Annotated in this window: 15 protein-coding genes; 9 read left to right on the forward strand and 6 right to left on the reverse strand. The window is 62.3% G+C overall.

Annotated elements, in window-relative coordinates:
- Positions 1-303 precede the first annotated feature (303 nt).
- Complete coding sequence (gene robA, locus ACSBQQ_RS15375; RefSeq protein WP_033637041.1) at positions 304-1,173, forward strand: MDR efflux pump AcrAB transcriptional activator RobA; 870 nt, start codon at positions 304-306, stop codon at positions 1,171-1,173.
- Here the strand turns inward: robA and gpmB are convergent.
- Positions 1,170-1,817, reverse strand: a complete 648-nt coding sequence (gene gpmB, locus ACSBQQ_RS15380) for a 2,3-diphosphoglycerate-dependent phosphoglycerate mutase GpmB (protein WP_025305227.1) — start codon at positions 1,815-1,817, stop codon at positions 1,170-1,172. The two genes, robA and gpmB, sit on opposite strands and share 4 nt — an antisense overlap.
- A 101-nt stretch (positions 1,818-1,918) precedes the next feature.
- Here gpmB and yjjX point away from each other — a divergent pair, with 101 nt between their 5' ends.
- Complete coding sequence (yjjX, locus tag ACSBQQ_RS15385) at positions 1,919-2,437, forward strand: inosine/xanthosine triphosphatase (protein WP_033637040.1); 519 nt, start codon at positions 1,919-1,921, stop codon at positions 2,435-2,437.
- Between the two features lie 11 nt (positions 2,438-2,448).
- On the opposite strand, the gene trpR is transcribed toward yjjX, so the two are convergent.
- On the reverse strand, positions 2,449-2,778 hold the full coding sequence (gene trpR, locus ACSBQQ_RS15390) for a trp operon repressor (protein ID WP_004933017.1): 330 nt from the start codon (positions 2,776-2,778) through the stop codon (positions 2,449-2,451).
- A gap of 54 nt (positions 2,779-2,832) precedes the next feature.
- Positions 2,833-4,761, reverse strand: a complete 1,929-nt coding sequence (gene sltY / locus ACSBQQ_RS15395; protein WP_060428669.1) for a murein transglycosylase — start codon at positions 4,759-4,761, stop codon at positions 2,833-2,835.
- 633 nt (positions 4,762-5,394) lie between these two features.
- Between sltY and ACSBQQ_RS15400 the strand changes: the two genes are divergently transcribed.
- The 4 genes from ACSBQQ_RS15400 to ettA all read left to right on the forward strand — a co-directional run bounded on the left by ACSBQQ_RS15400 (position 5,395) and on the right by ettA (position 9,596).
- Positions 5,395-6,006 carry a YfiR family protein gene (locus tag ACSBQQ_RS15400; protein ID WP_369783288.1) on the forward strand — a complete coding sequence of 204 codons (612 nt, stop codon included), beginning with the start codon at positions 5,395-5,397 and terminating at the stop codon, positions 6,004-6,006.
- Positions 6,003-7,250 (forward strand): diguanylate cyclase domain-containing protein, encoded by a 1,248-nt coding sequence (locus ACSBQQ_RS15405; RefSeq protein WP_033649137.1) that lies wholly within the window; start codon positions 6,003-6,005, stop codon positions 7,248-7,250. The genes ACSBQQ_RS15400 and ACSBQQ_RS15405 overlap by 4 nt, the downstream gene beginning before the upstream one ends.
- A 38-nt stretch (positions 7,251-7,288) precedes the next feature.
- The gene (locus tag ACSBQQ_RS15410) at positions 7,289-7,786 is read left to right on the forward strand and encodes an OmpA family protein (protein WP_033649136.1); all 498 of its coding nucleotides are present in this window, start codon (positions 7,289-7,291) and stop codon (positions 7,784-7,786) included.
- A gap of 142 nt (positions 7,787-7,928) precedes the next feature.
- Entirely contained in the window at positions 7,929-9,596 is a 1,668-nt protein-coding gene (gene ettA / locus ACSBQQ_RS15415) for an energy-dependent translational throttle protein EttA (RefSeq protein WP_033649135.1), read from the forward strand.
- A gap of 29 nt (positions 9,597-9,625) precedes the next feature.
- Here ettA and ACSBQQ_RS15420 read toward each other — a convergent pair whose 3' ends face one another.
- Positions 9,626-10,531: an AraC family transcriptional regulator gene (locus tag ACSBQQ_RS15420; RefSeq protein ID WP_060428670.1), complete on the reverse strand. Its 906-nt coding sequence runs from the start codon at positions 10,529-10,531 to the stop codon at positions 9,626-9,628.
- 163 nt (positions 10,532-10,694) lie between these two features.
- On the opposite strand from ACSBQQ_RS15420, the gene ACSBQQ_RS15425 reads away from it, so the two are divergent.
- Both ACSBQQ_RS15425 and ACSBQQ_RS15430 read left to right on the forward strand, forming a co-directional pair.
- Positions 10,695-11,663 (forward strand): SDR family NAD(P)-dependent oxidoreductase, encoded by a 969-nt coding sequence (locus ACSBQQ_RS15425; protein WP_060428672.1) that lies wholly within the window; start codon positions 10,695-10,697, stop codon positions 11,661-11,663.
- Between the two features lie 13 nt (positions 11,664-11,676).
- Entirely contained in the window at positions 11,677-12,672 is a 996-nt protein-coding gene (locus tag ACSBQQ_RS15430; RefSeq protein ID WP_049213068.1) for an NADP-dependent oxidoreductase, read from the forward strand.
- A 41-nt stretch (positions 12,673-12,713) separates the two neighbouring features.
- Here ACSBQQ_RS15430 and ACSBQQ_RS15435 read toward each other — a convergent pair whose 3' ends face one another.
- Positions 12,714-13,625: a LysR family transcriptional regulator gene (locus ACSBQQ_RS15435; RefSeq protein ID WP_033637033.1), complete on the reverse strand. Its 912-nt coding sequence runs from the start codon at positions 13,623-13,625 to the stop codon at positions 12,714-12,716.
- A 97-nt stretch (positions 13,626-13,722) separates the two neighbouring features.
- Here ACSBQQ_RS15435 and ACSBQQ_RS15440 point away from each other — a divergent pair, with 97 nt between their 5' ends.
- Positions 13,723-14,724 (forward strand): zinc-binding alcohol dehydrogenase family protein, encoded by a 1,002-nt coding sequence (locus tag ACSBQQ_RS15440; RefSeq protein WP_049213067.1) that lies wholly within the window; start codon positions 13,723-13,725, stop codon positions 14,722-14,724.
- 31 nt (positions 14,725-14,755) lie between these two features.
- On the opposite strand, the gene ACSBQQ_RS15445 is transcribed toward ACSBQQ_RS15440, so the two are convergent.
- A complete protein-coding gene (locus tag ACSBQQ_RS15445; RefSeq protein WP_043148175.1) occupies positions 14,756-16,189 on the reverse strand; it encodes a glycosyltransferase family 39 protein in 1,434 nt (477 codons plus the stop codon).
- Between the last annotated feature and the right edge of the window lie 13 nt (positions 16,190-16,202).

Consider the following 16,202-nt stretch of genomic DNA (forward strand, 5'->3'; position numbering starts at 1 on the left):
CGGCGATCGCCATTATTTATGTCTAAGCTCACGGAATCGGTTTTTTACGGGTCCGCACCGACCGTTTTAGCACAGAGCGTGACAAAAATCTTTGAGAGTCGCGGAGTAAAAAAATTGCTATGATGCGGCGTCGTTATTTCTTTGCGCCCACTACGGTGTACCCCAATCCAACTCTGGCGCGGCAAGCGCAGCAGAGGCAAAGAGTGCAACGCATAATGGCTCATGGATCGGTCTGATAGCGCAGCACCAGCGTGACGAATCAACAGTTCGGGTTCCTACCCCCAAGCTTTACGAGGAAGATCTATGGATCAAGCCGGTATCATTCGTGATCTGCTTAGCTGGCTGGAAAGCCATTTGGACCAACCCTTGTCGCTGGATAACGTGGCGGCCAAGGCCGGCTACTCCAAATGGCATCTGCAACGGATGTTCAAAGATATTACCGGTAATGCCATCGGTGCTTACATCCGGGCAAGAAGGCTGTCCAAAGCCGCCGTCGCGCTGCGTTTGACCAGCCGGCCGATTTTGGATATCGCCCTGCAGTATCGCTTCGACTCGCAGCAGACCTTCACCCGCGCCTTCAAAAAACAGTTTGCGCAAACGCCGGCGCTGTACCGCCGCGCCGAAGACTGGAACGCATTCGGCATCTGCCCGCCGATCCGTCTGGGGGCTTTTACCCTGCCGCAGCCGGAATTCGTCTCGCTGCCGGACAAGCGCCTGGTCGGCCTGACCCAAAGCTACTCCTGTACGCTGGAACAGATCACCACCGTGCGCACCGAGCTGCGCTCGCAGTTCTGGCGCCAGTTCCTCGGTGACGTCGAAACCCTGCCGCCGGTGCTGTACGGGCTGCACCACTCGCGGCCGAGCCAGGAGAAGGACGACGAACAGGAAGTGCTGTACACCACGGCGCTGGAGCCGGATCAGGTGCCTGACAAGGCGCAGGAAGGCCAGCCGCTGGTGTTGCCGGGCGGTGAGTTTGCGATGTTCAGCTACGAAGGACCCACTGAGGGCCTGCAAGACTTTATTCTGACGGTCTACGGCACCTGCCTGCCGGCGCTCCAGCTGACGCGCCGCAAAGGGCACGACATCGAACGCTTCTACCCGAAAGGCGAGCGCCGTCCGCATCAGGCACCTATCGAGATCAAGTGCGATTACCTGATCCCGATTCGGCGTTAACGCTGCAGTTCGTCCAACGCGGGCATGTCCAGATGCGTGACATCGCCCGCCGTCTCCACGATCCAGCCGGAAGCCAGCCACGGGCTCTGCTGGTGATCGACGCGCGACAGTGAACAGTTGCGCAAGCGCAAACGGCGTTCCGCATAGGCCGGCAACCCCAGCACCGTACTGATCAAACACCCCAACGCGATGCCATGGCTGACGAGCAGCGGCTTGCTGCCTTCAGGCAGCATCAGGCAGCTCTCCAGCGCGGCGCGCATGCGCTCGCCCAGCTCCTCCATGGATTCGCCTTGAGGGATACGGCCGTCAGGAGTACCATCGACCATCTGTTTGCGCCACTGCTCTTCCTGCGGCGTCAAACTGTCGATCAGGCGTTCTTCCAGAACCCCCATGTGCAGCTCACGCAAACGCGGATCGCCTATCACTTCGCAGCCACAGGCTTCGGCGATGATCTGCGCGGTGCGGCGCGTGCGCCCCAGATCGCTGGTAATGATGTGCGTAATGCCTTCCTTGCTGACGCGCCTGGCGACCAGACGGGCCTGGTGTTCACCCATGGCGGTTAACGGGCTGTCGGACTGACCCTGGATGCGGCGAGCCGCGTTCCATTCCGTTTCGCCATGGCGAACGAGGTATACCTGTAACATTTTTGTTTTCCGTTATACTGCGTGAAATTTGCGTTTATCCCCGGCCCGGCGGCGCTTTTGCCGCTGCCCGGTGTATCGGCCAGAAGGATATCAAACCCGTTATGTACCATGTTGTCGCTGCAACTACCAACCCGGCAAAGATCAAGGCTATTCAACTGGCCTTCGATGACGTCTTTGGCGCGAACCAATACCGCATTGAATCCGTTGACGTCGCCAGCGGCGTCTCGCTGCAGCCGATAGGCAACCACGAAACCCGCACCGGTTCGCGTCAACGCGTCATGGAAGCGCGCCAGGTCAGACCCGAGGCCGATTTTTGGGTCGGCGTGGAAGCCGGGATTGAAGAGAATATGACCTTCGCCTGGATGACCATCGAGAACCCGCACATCCGCGGCGAATCCCGCTCGGCGAGCCTGATGCTGCCGGAAGTCATCTTACAAGGTATTCGCGCCGGTCGCGAATTGGGCAGCGAAATGGCGGCGATCACCGGCAATGCCGAGGTGAAGCGCCAGGGCGGCGCCATCGGCGTCTTCACCGACGGCCGGCTGAGCCGCACCAGCGTTTACCACCAGGCGCTGCTGCTGGCGCTGGTGCCGTTTCACAACGCCATCTATCAGCAATAGCACCGATCCCGCTAGGGCGCGTCGTGCAACAGCTGCTGCTCAAGCCACTGTTTCAGCTCGGGTGAAGCCGCTTTCAGGCTGTTCGAGCCGCGGGTGATGGTGGCGATCCCCGCGCCCAGTTCATTTTTCAGCTCGCGCTGGCTCATCTCGCCGCGCATCAGTTCCTGAATGATCCGCACCCGGGTGCCCAGCGCGGTGCGCTCGTCCGGCGTCAGCATCAGCTGCAGCAGCGGTTGATGCAGCTCTTGCGCAAACGAATTCTGCAGCAGCGCGACGAAGCGCAGCCAATCCTCATTGCCTTGTTCTGAAAGAGCGGGGTCGTTTAACGATAATTGCGTCATGGCAGCCACCATACTATTTAACTAGTACAGCAGCATACCATAGGGCCGTCAAAATCAATAACGTCTCTGCCACTCGGCGTCGGTCAGCACCTTGGCCGGCCGGTGCGTCAGATAGCGGTAAAACGCATCGTAGGCCAGCACATTCTTGACGTAGCCGCGGGTTTCCGAGAACGGAATGCTTTCGATGAACGCCACCGGATCGATACGCCCCGCGCTGTTGCCCAGCCAGGTGTTCACCCGTGACGGGCCGGCGTTATAGGCGGCGCTCGACAGGATCCGGTTGCGGCCGAACTGCTGATAGACCGACTCCAGATAGCTGGTGCCGATGGTGATGTTGGTCTGCGGATCGAACAGCTGGCTCGGGCCGACGTAGCCGGGAATATTGAACATCTGCACCGTATGCTGCGCGGTGCTCGGCATCACCTGCATCAGGCCGGAAGCGCCAACCGGCGACTGCGCCTTCGGATTCCAGGCGCTCTCCTGGCGCGCTATCGCCATCGCATAGCTGGTGGTGATCCCCTTGTTATCGGTGGCGCGGCGGAACTCCTGCGGCCAGGCGACCGGGAAGCGTTCCTCCAGGTGATCCCACAGCTTGCCGACGATGGTCGCCTGCACGCTCAGATCGGCCCATTTTTGCTCAAAGGCGTAGCGCGCCAGCGCCTCTTGTTCCGGTCGGCTGCGGCTGGCGACGTAGGAGCCCCACTCGCTGCGGGCCAGGTTGTCCATGTTCCAGTACATCAGCTCGCGCACCCGGGCAACCTCCGGCCCGTCGACCAGCGACGCGCGCGGCTTGGCCGCCACCGCCACCATCACCGGGTAAGTGGCGTTCAGCTTCTGCGCCGCCGCCATCGGATAGAAGCCGCGTTCGGTCATCAGGTTACGCAATATCTCCTCGCCTTCGGCGCGTTTGCCTTCGTCCATCAACTGACTGGCGCGCCAGTAGCGCCACTCATCCTTGTTGCGCGACGCTTCCGGCAGGCGGGCCAGCCAGGTCGCCACGCCCTGCCGATCGCCGTTGCCCAACGCCATGCGCACCCGGCGCTCCAGCAGCGAAGGCGAACGGCTGCGCAGAATCACCCGATCGCGCCACTGCGCCTGTTCATAGGTGGCATCGCTGCCCATCAGGCGCCAGGCCACCGCCTCTTCCAGCCCCAGCCGCTCGTCGTCGCTCATTTTCTGCAGCCGCGCGAGCGTCGGGATCATCGCCCGCGCGTTTTCCACATCCTGCCGCGCCAGGCGCTCAAAGGCGATGCCGGTGGCGGCGCGGGTAAAGTCGGTCGGCCCCACGCTGCGGGCGAAGGCTTCCACGGTGGTCGGATCGTTTTGCAAGCGCACCAGGGCGTTGCCCATGGTCTGGTAGTCGGCCGGCAGCTGGCTGTAGAGGTTGCTGACCAGCGAACTGTTGCCCTCCTTCAACGCCAGCTTCATGCGCGCCAGAATATCCAGCGGCGTCTGCTTGCCTGCGCCGCGCCAGACGCTGAACAGCCGATCGCAGGCGCCCGGCAGCGTTTTGCCGTTCAGCCACAGTTCGTCGGCGCCGCTCCAGGCCGCCTGCTGATCGCCGGTGGCCCACTTGGCGTAGTAATAGTTGCAGCGCGCCGCCACCGGTTTGGGCGGCTGCGGGCTGAAGGCCAACAGGGTGCGCCAGTCTTCGCGCCGCGCCAGCTCATTGACGAAGCGCGGGGCCAGTGATTTCGCCGGCGGCAGCGTCGGGTTGCGTTTGATAAAGTCGTTCACCTCGGAGAACCCCGCCTGGCTCAGATCCTGTGTCAGCTCGCGGTATTCCAGGTAAGGATAAAGCGGATAATCGCGCAGCGTCGGCATCAGCTGCGCCACCACGCCCATCTGATTGCCGTCCCACGCCTGTTTGATCTGCTGGTAGCGCTGACGTTGCGCATCCAGAGAATCCGCCAGCGCCGCGCCTGAAAACGCCGTCAGGCACAGGCCCATTGCCAACAGCCGTCGCTTGTCCACCTTGACCATCCTCGCTCTTTCCTCACTGGTTGGACCGCAGGAGCCGCCCAGCTCCCCGGTGACCGCCGCGCCACGGCGCAGCGGGACAAAATAAAGCCGGGCGCACGGCCCGGACGCAGATATCTACCATAGACAGCGCAATCGCTCATCCATTCAATACTGTAGAAGAAGAAGTGTATCGCCATGACGGGAGCCAGGTAAAAAACGTTTACTTTGGCTGACAAATCAGGCCGACGGGATATTTCCAGCCACCGGATTTTTATTAGCCACCCCGGCATTTATAAGAGAAGTAAAATAATTTTTAATTATTAGCTATGACATTATTGCATTTGTGAGATGACGCCGCCGTTGCGCAAATCGCCTGACAGCTGGCCAAACGCGCCAACTTTGCAGAAAAGCGGTGGCAAACCCGGGTAGGCATTTTTATACTATCAAAAATAAGTAGGATAATTCCGAGAAAACAGCACATAAAGCGCCCAACGAAGACATCTTATAATACAATCCGCGCCAATTATGGGTGAGATAGTGTTCATTAGGCAGTGCGACTGACAGCTTTCAGCAAAACGATTGTCCCTTCAAGCGGGCCGAACTTTTCCTTGTCAGGCCACGGCCTGCGGGCGGTGGATCAGGCCGGAATGGCGGGTGAAGATGGCGAATAAGACCGCGATAGCGATGCGTTGCGCAAAAAGCCCCGTGCCGGGCTTCCTTGGCGCACGTCTGAATATCGGTCGCCTGCTGCTGATCGTGTTGTTGGTGCTGCTGACGTTGTCCGGGCCTGCGCGCGCCGCCGATGATCCCTATCAAAAACGCACGCACGCCGTGACGACCGTGGTGGTAGGCATCATCAGCTACGCCCGCTGGTCGCGTGAACCCAATCCGATCCGCTTGTGCGTGACCGCACCCACCCAGTATGCCGAAGGGCTGTTCGATCCGATCCTGCTGAGCGCCCCGCGTCCGATTAAAGCCGAGCGTGTGCCGTTCGACAGCCCAACGCTGAGTACCGGCTGCGATGTCATCTACTTAGGGAACATCACCGCCGCGCAGAGACAAAATTTCATGCAGCGCATTTCCGGCAACTCCATTCTCAGCATCAGCGAGAACGATAGCGAATGCTCCGCCGGCAGCGCATTTTGCCTGCAGATCGATGGGGACCAGGCCAGTTTCAAGGTCAACCTGGACGCTCTGGCGCGCAGCGGCGTGCGCGTTCACCCCAACGTGCTGCAGCTGGCACGCAAACAGGCGCCGCCGCTATGAGGCTGTTGCACAGAAACCGCGCCGGCAATGCGCGTCCGACGCTGGGCCGAGTGCTGCAGCGGGTGCATCTTGGGCTGGCGCTGATCGCCGTCGGCACCGCCGGCATCTTTTTGACGCTGGTGGCGCTGTTTGCGCTGCGCGCCTATGCCGACCACAACCTGCACCTGATCGCGCGCTCCATCAGCTATACCGTCGAGGCCGCCGTGGTGTTTGAAGACGGCGCCGCCGCGCGTGAGGCGCTGATGCTGATCGCCTCCAACGAAGAGATCCTGGAGGCGCGCATTCTGGATAATAAAGGCAAGATGCTGGCCAGCTGGCGCCATCCCTCCGACAGCCCGCTGCACGGTCTGGAGCAGATGGTTGCGCACTGGGCGCTGCCCGAGCCGGTCATCCTGCCTATTTCTCACGGGGGCAAACAGGTCGGCCAGGTCTGGTTGAGCGGCAACGGCGGCAGCCTGTTGCGTTTCCTGTTGCGCGGCCTGGTCGGCATGATCGCCTGCATGGTGCTCAGCACCCTGTGCGCTCTGGTGTTGTCGCGCCGTATGCTGGTCGGCATCGTCAGTTCGCTGGACGACATCGCCAACGTGGCGCACGCGGTGCGCCGCGATCGCACCTTCGGCCTGCGGGTGCCGTCGGCGCCGATCGCCGAGCTGCATGAGCTCAGCAACGATTTCAACGGCTTGCTCGACGAGCTGGAGGCCTGGCAGGCCCATCTGAAGCAGGAGAACGACTCGCTGGCTCACCGGGCGACGCACGACAGCCTGACCGGATTGCCGAACCGCGCCTTCTTCGAAGGGCGGCTGAGCCGGGCGCTGGGCGATATCGAACCGCCGGCGAAATTGGCGGTGCTGTTTATCGACGGCGATCGCTTCAAGGAGGTGAACGACAGTTATGGCCACGCCGCAGGCGATGCGGTGCTGACCACCATTGCCGGGCGCATTCGCGCGCAGCTGCGCGAGACCGATCTGGTCGCGCGTCTGGGCGGGGATGAATTTGCCGTGCTGCTGGCGCCGGTACACGGCACGGAAGATGTCCTGCAGATCGCTGACAACATCATCGATTGCATGACGCAACCGGTCATTTTGCCGAACGACGAGGCGGTCATTACCTCTCTGAGTATCGGTATTGCGCTGTACCCTGATCACGCGTCGACGCCTCAGGGTCTTTTGCACGAAGCTGACGATGCGATGTATCAGGCAAAGCATCGTTATAACGGAGGCTGGCGGCTGGCTATACATAAATAAGAGCCCCGGCTATAACACTTGAACTAGGGATTTTGACTATGATACAGCAACTGTTTAAAGGTCGTTTTTCACTGCTGACGATGGTGTTCGTCGCCCTGCTGGCGCTCGCCGGCTGCCAGAGCAAACCGCAGGGCCTGACGCCCGAGCAGATCGCGCTGCTGCAATCGCAGGGCTTCAAACTGACCGATAACGGCTGGGAGTTCGGCCTGTCGGATAAAGTGCTGTTCGGCAACAACATCGGCAAGCTGAACCCGGAAAGCACCGAGACGGTGCAGAAGATGGGCCGCGCGCTGCTGAGCGTCGGCATCACCAAGTTCCGCCTGGACGGTCATACCGACAACTACGGTGAAGACAGCTATAACGACCAGCTCTCTCTGCGCCGCGCCGATGCGGTGGCCGATCTGCTGGCCAGCGTCGGCATTCCGCGCGCCAATATCGAAACCCGCGGCATGGGCAAGCGCGATCCCGTTGCCGACAACCGCACCTCCAGCGGCCGCGCGGAAAACCGCCGCGTCGCGATCGTCGTCACGCCATAAGCCACCAATATGCGCCTTTATCGGCGCATAAACGGTTATACTTAGCGATCGCTGAGCGATGTCTGGGATCCGAGATCGAAACGGGCTACACTCATGCCGCCAGACATCCTATAAATACTGATATAGAGAGGCTTAGAGCAACGTGGCTCAATACGTCTATACCATGCACCGCGTCGGCAAGGTGGTACCGCCGAAGCGTCATATTTTGAAAAACATCTCCCTGAGCTTCTTCCCCGGGGCCAAAATCGGCGTACTGGGCCTGAACGGCGCCGGTAAGTCCACCCTGCTGCGCATCATGGCCGGCATCGATACCGATATCGAAGGGGAAGCGCGCCCGCAGCCGGGCATCAAGATCGGTTACCTGCCGCAGGAGCCGCAGCTTAACCTCGAACACACCGTGCGTGAGTCGGTGGAAGAAGCGCTGGCGGAAGTGGTCGGCGCGCTGAAGCGCCTGGACGAAGTGTACGCGCTGTACGCCGAAGAAGGTGCAGACTTCGACAAGCTGGCCGCCGAACAGGGCCGCCTGGAAGAGATCATTCAGGCGCACGACGGTCACAACCTCAACGCCCAACTGGAACGCGCCGCCGACGCGCTGCGCCTGCCGGACTGGGACGCCAAAATCGCCCACCTGTCCGGGGGTGAACGCCGCCGCGTCGCGCTGTGCCGCCTGCTGCTGGAAAAACCGGACATGCTGCTGCTGGACGAACCGACCAACCACCTGGACGCCGAGTCCGTGGCCTGGCTGGAACGCTTCCTGCACGACTTCGAAGGCACCGTGGTGGCGATCACCCACGACCGTTACTTCCTGGATAACGTGGCCGGCTGGATCCTCGAACTGGACCGCGGCGAGGGCATTCCATGGGAAGGCAACTACTCTTCCTGGCTGGAGCAGAAAGACGCGCGTCTGGCGCAGGAAGCGTCCGCCGAAGCCGCTCGCCGCAAGTCGATCGAGAAAGAGCTGGAGTGGGTGCGTCAGGGCACCAAAGGCCGTCAGTCCAAAGGCAAGGCCCGTTTGGCCCGCTTCGAAGAGCTGAACAACACTGAATACCAGAAACGTAACGAAACCAACGAACTGTTCATTCCACCTGGCGCACGCCTGGGCGACAAAGTGGTCGAAGTCAGCAACCTGCGTAAGTCCTACGGCGACCGCCTGCTGATCGACGACCTGTCGTTCTCGGTGCCGAAAGGGGCAATCGTCGGCATCATCGGCCCGAACGGCGCGGGTAAATCCACGCTGTTCCGCATGATGTCCGGCCAGGAACAGCCTGATTCCGGCAGCATCGTGCTGGGCGACACCGTCAAGCTGGCGTCCGTCGATCAGTTCCGCGACAGCATGGACGGTTCGAAAACCGTGTGGGAAGAAGTCTCCGGCGGGCAGGACATCATGCGCATCGGCAACACCGAGATGCCGAGCCGCGCCTATGTCGGCCGCTTCAACTTCAAGGGCGTCGATCAGGGCAAACGCGTGGGCGAGCTGTCCGGCGGTGAGCGTGGCCGTCTGCACCTGGCCAAGCTGCTGCAGGTTGGCGGCAACGTGCTGCTGCTCGATGAACCGACCAACGACCTGGATATCGAAACCCTGCGCGCGCTGGAAAACGCCCTGCTGGAATTCCCTGGCTGCGCCATGGTGATCTCGCACGACCGTTGGTTCCTCGACCGTATCGCCACCCACATCCTGGACTACCAGGATGAAGGCAAAGTGGAATTCTTCGAAGGCAACTTCACCGAGTACGAAGAGTACAAGAAGCGTACGCTGGGCGCCGATGCGCTCGAGCCGCACCGCATCAAGTACAAGAAGATCGCCAAGTAATACCCAAGGCGCCGCATGCGGCGCCTTTTTTACGCCTGCGCCCGGCGATAGTCGCGCGGTGAGCGCGCCATCACGCGTTTGAACGCGTGGCTGAAAGCGCTATCGGAATCGTACCCCAAACGCTGCGCGATAGCGGAGACCGGTTCGCCGCCGGTACGCAGCGCCCGCGCCGCCAGCAGCATGCGCCAGCGCGACACATATTCGAGCGGCGCCATGCCGGCTTTCTGCTTGAAGCGCAGCGCCAACGTCGAACGGGAAACGCTCGCCGCGTCGGCCAACGCCGCCACCGTCCAGCGCCGGGCCGGATCGGCATGTACCGCCTGCATCGCGGCGCCGATGCGCGGATCGAACAAAGCGGGTAGCCAGCCGGACGCCGCACTCTCCTCCCCCATCAGGTAAATCCGCAGCGCCTGGGTCAACATGATTTGCCCCAGATGATGCGCCATCAACGTACTGCCCGGCGAAGGCCTCACCAGCTCATCCGCCAGCCGCTGCAGCGCCCATTGCAGCACGGCCGCCTCTTCCGTGCCCCCGCGGATCACCATCAACGCGGGCAGGCTGCCGAACAGCCGCTCCACCTCCTCGCCAAAGCTAAAACGGCCGCCGATAAACAGGCACGTTTCCCCCTCGCCGCAGCTCGCCACGCCGTTTTGCGCCTGCAGATAAAGCGCGTCGGCGTCGAGCGCCGGAAGAGACAAGTCGCTGCCGACGGTCAGCGGCAGGCTGCGAGTCAGCAGTAAACAGTCGCCGGCCGCCAGCCACAGCGGTTCTGCCAGCCCTTCCGCCGCCAACCAACAGCCGCCGCGCACCACCGCGTTGAACTTCCCGCCTTGCGGAGCGGGAAAATGAACAGCCCAGTCGCCGCCGGCCTTCAGACCGCCGAAAAACGCATTCTGGCTGTTCAGTGGCGCCAGCACTTCCGATAAAGGATCCATATCCTCTCCCCATAAAGATCTTGCAAGAGCATAACCCGCGCGATGCGCTGGCCGAAGACTTTAGGACGATGGCGACAGAAATTAGGTTTTTGTTGCATTCATCCGCCGGATAGCGCCGATTTACACTCCCTGTGTCACAGCCAACCACAGCGAGGAATCCCCAATGAACAAACAAACGCCCATCGGCTCTGGCTTCAACGCCACCGCCACCGCCGCCGACGTGCTCAAAGATCGTCGACTGGCCGGCATGACGGCGCTGGTCACCGGCGGCCATTCCGGCCTGGGGTTGGAAACGACTCGCGCATTGACGCAGGCGGGAGCACAGGTGATTGTCGCCGCCCGCGATCCCGTCATCGCCCGCACTCGTCTGGCCCTCGCTGGTATCAGCAACGTCGACATTTATGAGCTTGATTTGGCCGATCTGAACAACATCAGAGAGTTCGCGCAACATCTTCTGGCGACCGGCGTCCACCTCGATATGGTGATCTGCGGCGCCGGCATCATGGCCTGTCCTGAAACCCGCATCGGCCCAGGCTGGGAGGCTCAATTCGCGATCAACCACCTGGGGCATTACGCGCTGGTGAACCACCTCTGGCCGGCATTGGCGGGCGGCGCCCGCGTTGTCGTCATCTCCTCTTCCGGCCACCATGCCAGCGCCATACGCTGGAATGACGTGCAGTTTCACAGCGGCTATGACAAGTGGCGGGCCTACGGCCAGTCGAAAACCGCTAATGCGTTATTCGCCGTGCACCTCGACAAACGAGGACGAGCCGCCGGTGTACGCGCCTTCACGCTGCATCCCGGCATGATCCCCACGCCACTGCAGCGTTACCTCTCGCAGGAAGAGATGCTCGCATTGGACTGGATCGACGCCGACGGCAAACCCGCACACCCGGAAATGCTGAAAACGCCGCAACAGGGTGCGGCAACCCAGGTGTGGGCGGCGACATCGCCTCAACTCAATGGCCTTGGCGGATTGTATTGCGAAGACTGCGATATCGCCCGGCGCAACGATGACGAGGGCCTTTCCTTCAGCGGCGTAAAAAGCTACGCCGTCGATCCTGAACAGGCCCAACGCCTGTGGGAATTGTCGGCGCAACTCACCGGCATCGACATCTTCGGCAAGATTTAAACAGGAGCCCCCTATGCAGAATCGCCAAATCATCCTCGGTAAACTCCCACAGGGAAAGCTGACCGTCGATTGTTTTCAGACTCGCGAGACCCCGATGCCGATCCCCGGCCCCGGAGAGGTTCTGTTGCGCACGCTTTACGTGCCTTTGGATGCGGCCAGCAGAGCCTGGATGCAGGGCGTCACCTATCGTTCCGGATTGCAGCCAGGAGACATCATGGCCGCGACGACGCTGGCCGAAGTCGTCACGTCGCGCTCTTCCCTGCTGGCCGCCGGCGATATCGTGTTGGCGGAAACCGGCTGGCAAACCTTCACGGCCCTGCCGGCGGCTGAGGCGCTCAAACAGCCGGACATCGTTCCGCATACGCACTTGCTCAGCGTTTACGGCGTGCCCGGACTCACCGCTTACTTCGGCCTGCTGGAATGCGGACGCCCCAAGGCCGGTGAAACCGTCGTCATTTCTGCCGCCGCAGGGGCGGTAGGCATGTTCGCCGGACAAATCGCCCGGCTCCACGGCTGCCGCACGGTGGGCATTGCCGGCGGCGCCGCCAAAACGGCTCTGCTGACGGACAGGCTGGGTTTCGACGCGGCGATAGATTATAAGGCGGGGAATCTGCATGACGGCCTGCGCCGCTCGTGCCCCAACGGCATTGACGTGCTGTTCGACAACGTCGGCGGCGATATTTTGGCGGCCTGCCTGCCGCACATGGCGAAACAGGGGCGCATTGTTTGCTGCGGCGCGGTGTCGCAGTACGATACGGCCTCCCCACCGGCCGCGCCGGCCGGGATCCCCGGTTTGCTGATCGTCAACAGCTTGACGATGCGGGGGTTCCTGTTGGCCGACTTCCTTCACCGACAAGAACAGGCGCTGACGGCGCTCACGGCCTGGGTCGCGGAGAAGAAATTAGCGGTCATCGAAGATCTGATCGCCGGTTTTGAGCTGCTGCCCGCGGCCTTGGTTGGCCTGCTGGCGGGGGAGAACACAGGAAAGCGCATCGTGCAAGTGACGTAATATCTTGTTTAACCCAGGAGCGGCCTGGGCTTCCTTGGTTCTTATTCCCGCGGCAGCTCGCGGGCGTAGTCGTCGAACGCCGGATGCTGCAGCACCACATCGATGAAGCAGGCCAGCGCCGGGGAGTTCAGCTTGCGGCTCGGGTAAACCAGATACAGCTCGTTGCCCTCCGCGCGCCACGCCGGCAAGACTTCCACCAACAGCTTCTGCGCCACCACCTCGCGGCTGAGAAACGCCGGCAACAGCGTGATCCCCGCGCCGGCGATAGCGCATTCACGCGCATACAGCAGGTTGTCGGTGGTGTGCGCCAGCGGCAGCTGCCAACGGTAGTAGTCGTCGCCGCAGCGCAGGTTCCAGGCCGTCCAGGCGCGGTGGGCAATGCAGCGATGCTGTTGCAGTTGTTGCGGGTGTTCGATCGGCGGATGCTGCGCCAGATAGGACGGCGCGGCCAACAGATAGCGCGGCGCATACCCGAGACGGCGACCGATCAGCGAAGAATCCTGCGGCTTGCCGGTGCGCAGCGCGGCGTCGAAGCCTTCCTGCACCAGATCCACCATGGCGTCGGACACCGACACCTCCAGCGAAACGTCCGGGTATTGGCGCTGAAAATCCGCCGCCAGCCGCGCCACCAGGGTCGCCCCCAGCCCGGCGGGCGTTGAAATGCGCAGGCGGCCGCTCGGGTTATCGCGCAGCCGCTGCAACGCCAGATCGGCGCGTTCCGCGGCGGACATCATCGCCTGACAATGTTCCAGATAGCGCTCACCGGCGAAGGTCAGGTTCAGCTGGCGCGTGGTGCGATTGAGCAAGCGCAGCCCCAGCGTCTGTTCGAGCTGGCTGATGCGCTGGCTGACGCTGGACTTCGGCAACCCGACGCGCTGCGCGGCGGCGGTGAAGCTGCCGCACTCCGCCACCAGCGCGAACAGCGCCATGTCCTGCAGCTGTTTGAATTCCATTGTTCACCTTAAACGAACACTCCGTTAGATATTGTCCATCTTATCACCCCACTGCCGCGGGTCTACACTGGGGACATCATTTAAAAGGAGCACAATCATGTCGATAAAAGCCATTGCCGTAGACCCGCAGAACCCCGCCGGTTTCATCGAAATCTCACCGGAGATGCCGGTTCCCGGCCAGTACGATCTGCTGGTGGCAGTGAAAGCGGCGTCGGTCAACCCGGTGGACACCAAAGTGCACGCCGGTCTGCAAAAGAGCGGCCTGCAGCAGCCGCGCATCCTCGGCTGGGACGCCAGCGGCGTGGTGGTAGACGTGGGCAGCGGCGTCAGCGGCTTCAAGCCCGGCGATGAAGTGTGGTACGCCGGCGACATCACCCGCCCCGGCAGCAACAGCAGCCACCAGCTGATCGACTCACGCATCGCCGCGCACAAGCCGCGCAGCCTGAACTGGGCCGAGTCCGCCGCCCTGCCGCTCACGGCCCTCACCGCCTGGGAAGCGCTGTTCGAACACCTGAACATTCAGGACGCGCCGGAGCACAAGACGCTGCTGATCATCGGCGGCGCCGGCGGCGTCGGCTCGCTGGCCATTCCGCTGGCCGCGCTGCGCAGCAAGGTGAAAGTGATCGCCACCGCCTCAAGGCCGGAATCCGCCGCCTGGTGCCGTGAGCGCGGCGCCGATCTGGTGGTGGACTACCGCGATCTGAAGGGCGAGCTGGCGCAGCACGGCATCGAGCAGGTGGATTACATCCTGTGCCTGAACGATACCGACGGTCACTGGCCGGCGATGGCCGAGCTGGTCGCGCCGCTGGGCCATATCTGCACCATCGTCGAGAACGCGCAGCCGTTGGATCAAAACGCGCTGAAGCTGAAAAGCGCCGCGCTGCACTGGGAATTCATGTTCACCCGCAGCATGTTCACCACCCCGGACATCGCGCAGCAGGGCCAGATCCTCCAACAGGTGGCGCAGCTGCTGGACGAGGGCAAGCTGAGCACCACGCTGAGCGAAACCCTGCACGGGCTGTCGGTAGAAACGCTGACCGCCGCGCATCAACGGCTGCTCGGCGGCCATATGCAAGGCAAGCTGGTTATCGCTTACTAAGCCTGAATCGCGGCGGCGTTTTGCGCCGCCGTTACTGCGGACGAACGAAGCCGACGCACAGCGCTTGCTCGTCGGCATGCGGATCGGCGCGGAACGTCAGCGTCTGCTGCCAATCGAGGCGCATCTTCGGCCAGTGGGCCAGCTCGCCGCCGAAGTCGCTGTGCGCGCAGTCTTCACCCAACCGCCCGAACAGAGCGACGCCGTGCTGCGCAATCTGCGGATAGCTGATGTTGACGTTGTAGATATTCGGGCGCGTATGATTGGACCAGCGCGTAATGGTCTGCGGCCGGGAGCCGGCGTACACCGTCATCCACTGCGACAGGTATTCGCCGCCGACGTAGCGCAGGCTGACGCCATACCGCTCCTGCCACAGCCGCTCCACTCCGACGCTGAACGCCTTGATACCCACCATTTTCTGGCCGGCGTTGCGCACGTTGCCCAGCATCACCGCGGCATACCCCAGATAGACCGCCAGCGCCGCGCACATCAGCCCGATGGTCGCCGCGCGCAGCGAACGCACCGGCGGCTGGCGCACGCAGCCGACCAGCAGCGCGGGCGCCAGCATGAAGAACGGCTGCAGCCACTCGGTCAGCCGGCCGCCGACGTTGAAAGAGAACCAGAAGGTAATGATGCCGAGCGGCAACAGGTAGACCCACAGCAACACCCGCATCGGCAACGCCGCTGGCCAGGCCAGCACCGCCCCGCTGCGCCGCAGGATCACCCACAGCGCGAGCGACGGATAGAACACCAGCAGCAGCGACTGCAGCATATCGAGGTTGAGCTGCATCTTGATCTGCGAATCCACCCACTTGAAGGCGGCGAAGTCATGGTTCCACAGCCAGAACAGGTTCGGCAGCACCAGCGCCAACCAGATCGCCACCGCCAGATAGAACTGCGGCTGGCGATAGCAGCGGCGGATCTGCGGTACGAACAGCGTCGACAGCGCCGCGAAATAGACGAAGGCGAAGGTCGAGTATTTCGCCATCATCGCCAGACCGGCCACCAATGCGAAAGCCGGCCACCAGTTGGCCGAACGCGAGATCGCCAGGTGGAAGAACAGCGCCATCCACGGCCACAGCATCACCAACAGGTAATTGTCGTTGTAGGGAATGATGTCGAAATTGATGATGCCGGACAGGTTGAGCGTCAGCAGCGCCATCCAGGCCAGCGAGGTGCTGCCGCTCAGGCGGCGCGCCAATAGCCAGACGCCCAACATGCCGATGGCGATGGCGATGAAGTGCCCGCCATACCAGTACAGGTTCAGCGGCAACCATGAGAGCCAGATCGCCGGCTGCATCGCCGCACCGACCAGCCAAGGATTTTTCGGTGAGCCCCACTCGGCGTTAAGGCCCCAGTTGAGCGCCTCGACGGCGTCGTAAGGCAGGGTGGGATCGAGATGAACGGTCAGCAGCGTCCAGGCTGCGGCATAGCAGATCAACCAGAGAGCGAGTAAGCGATAAGACATGTCTTCTTCTGAG

The organism is Serratia sp. G204Y (assembly GCF_051172435.1).
Lineage (GTDB): Bacteria > Pseudomonadota > Gammaproteobacteria > Enterobacterales > Enterobacteriaceae > Serratia > Serratia sarumanii.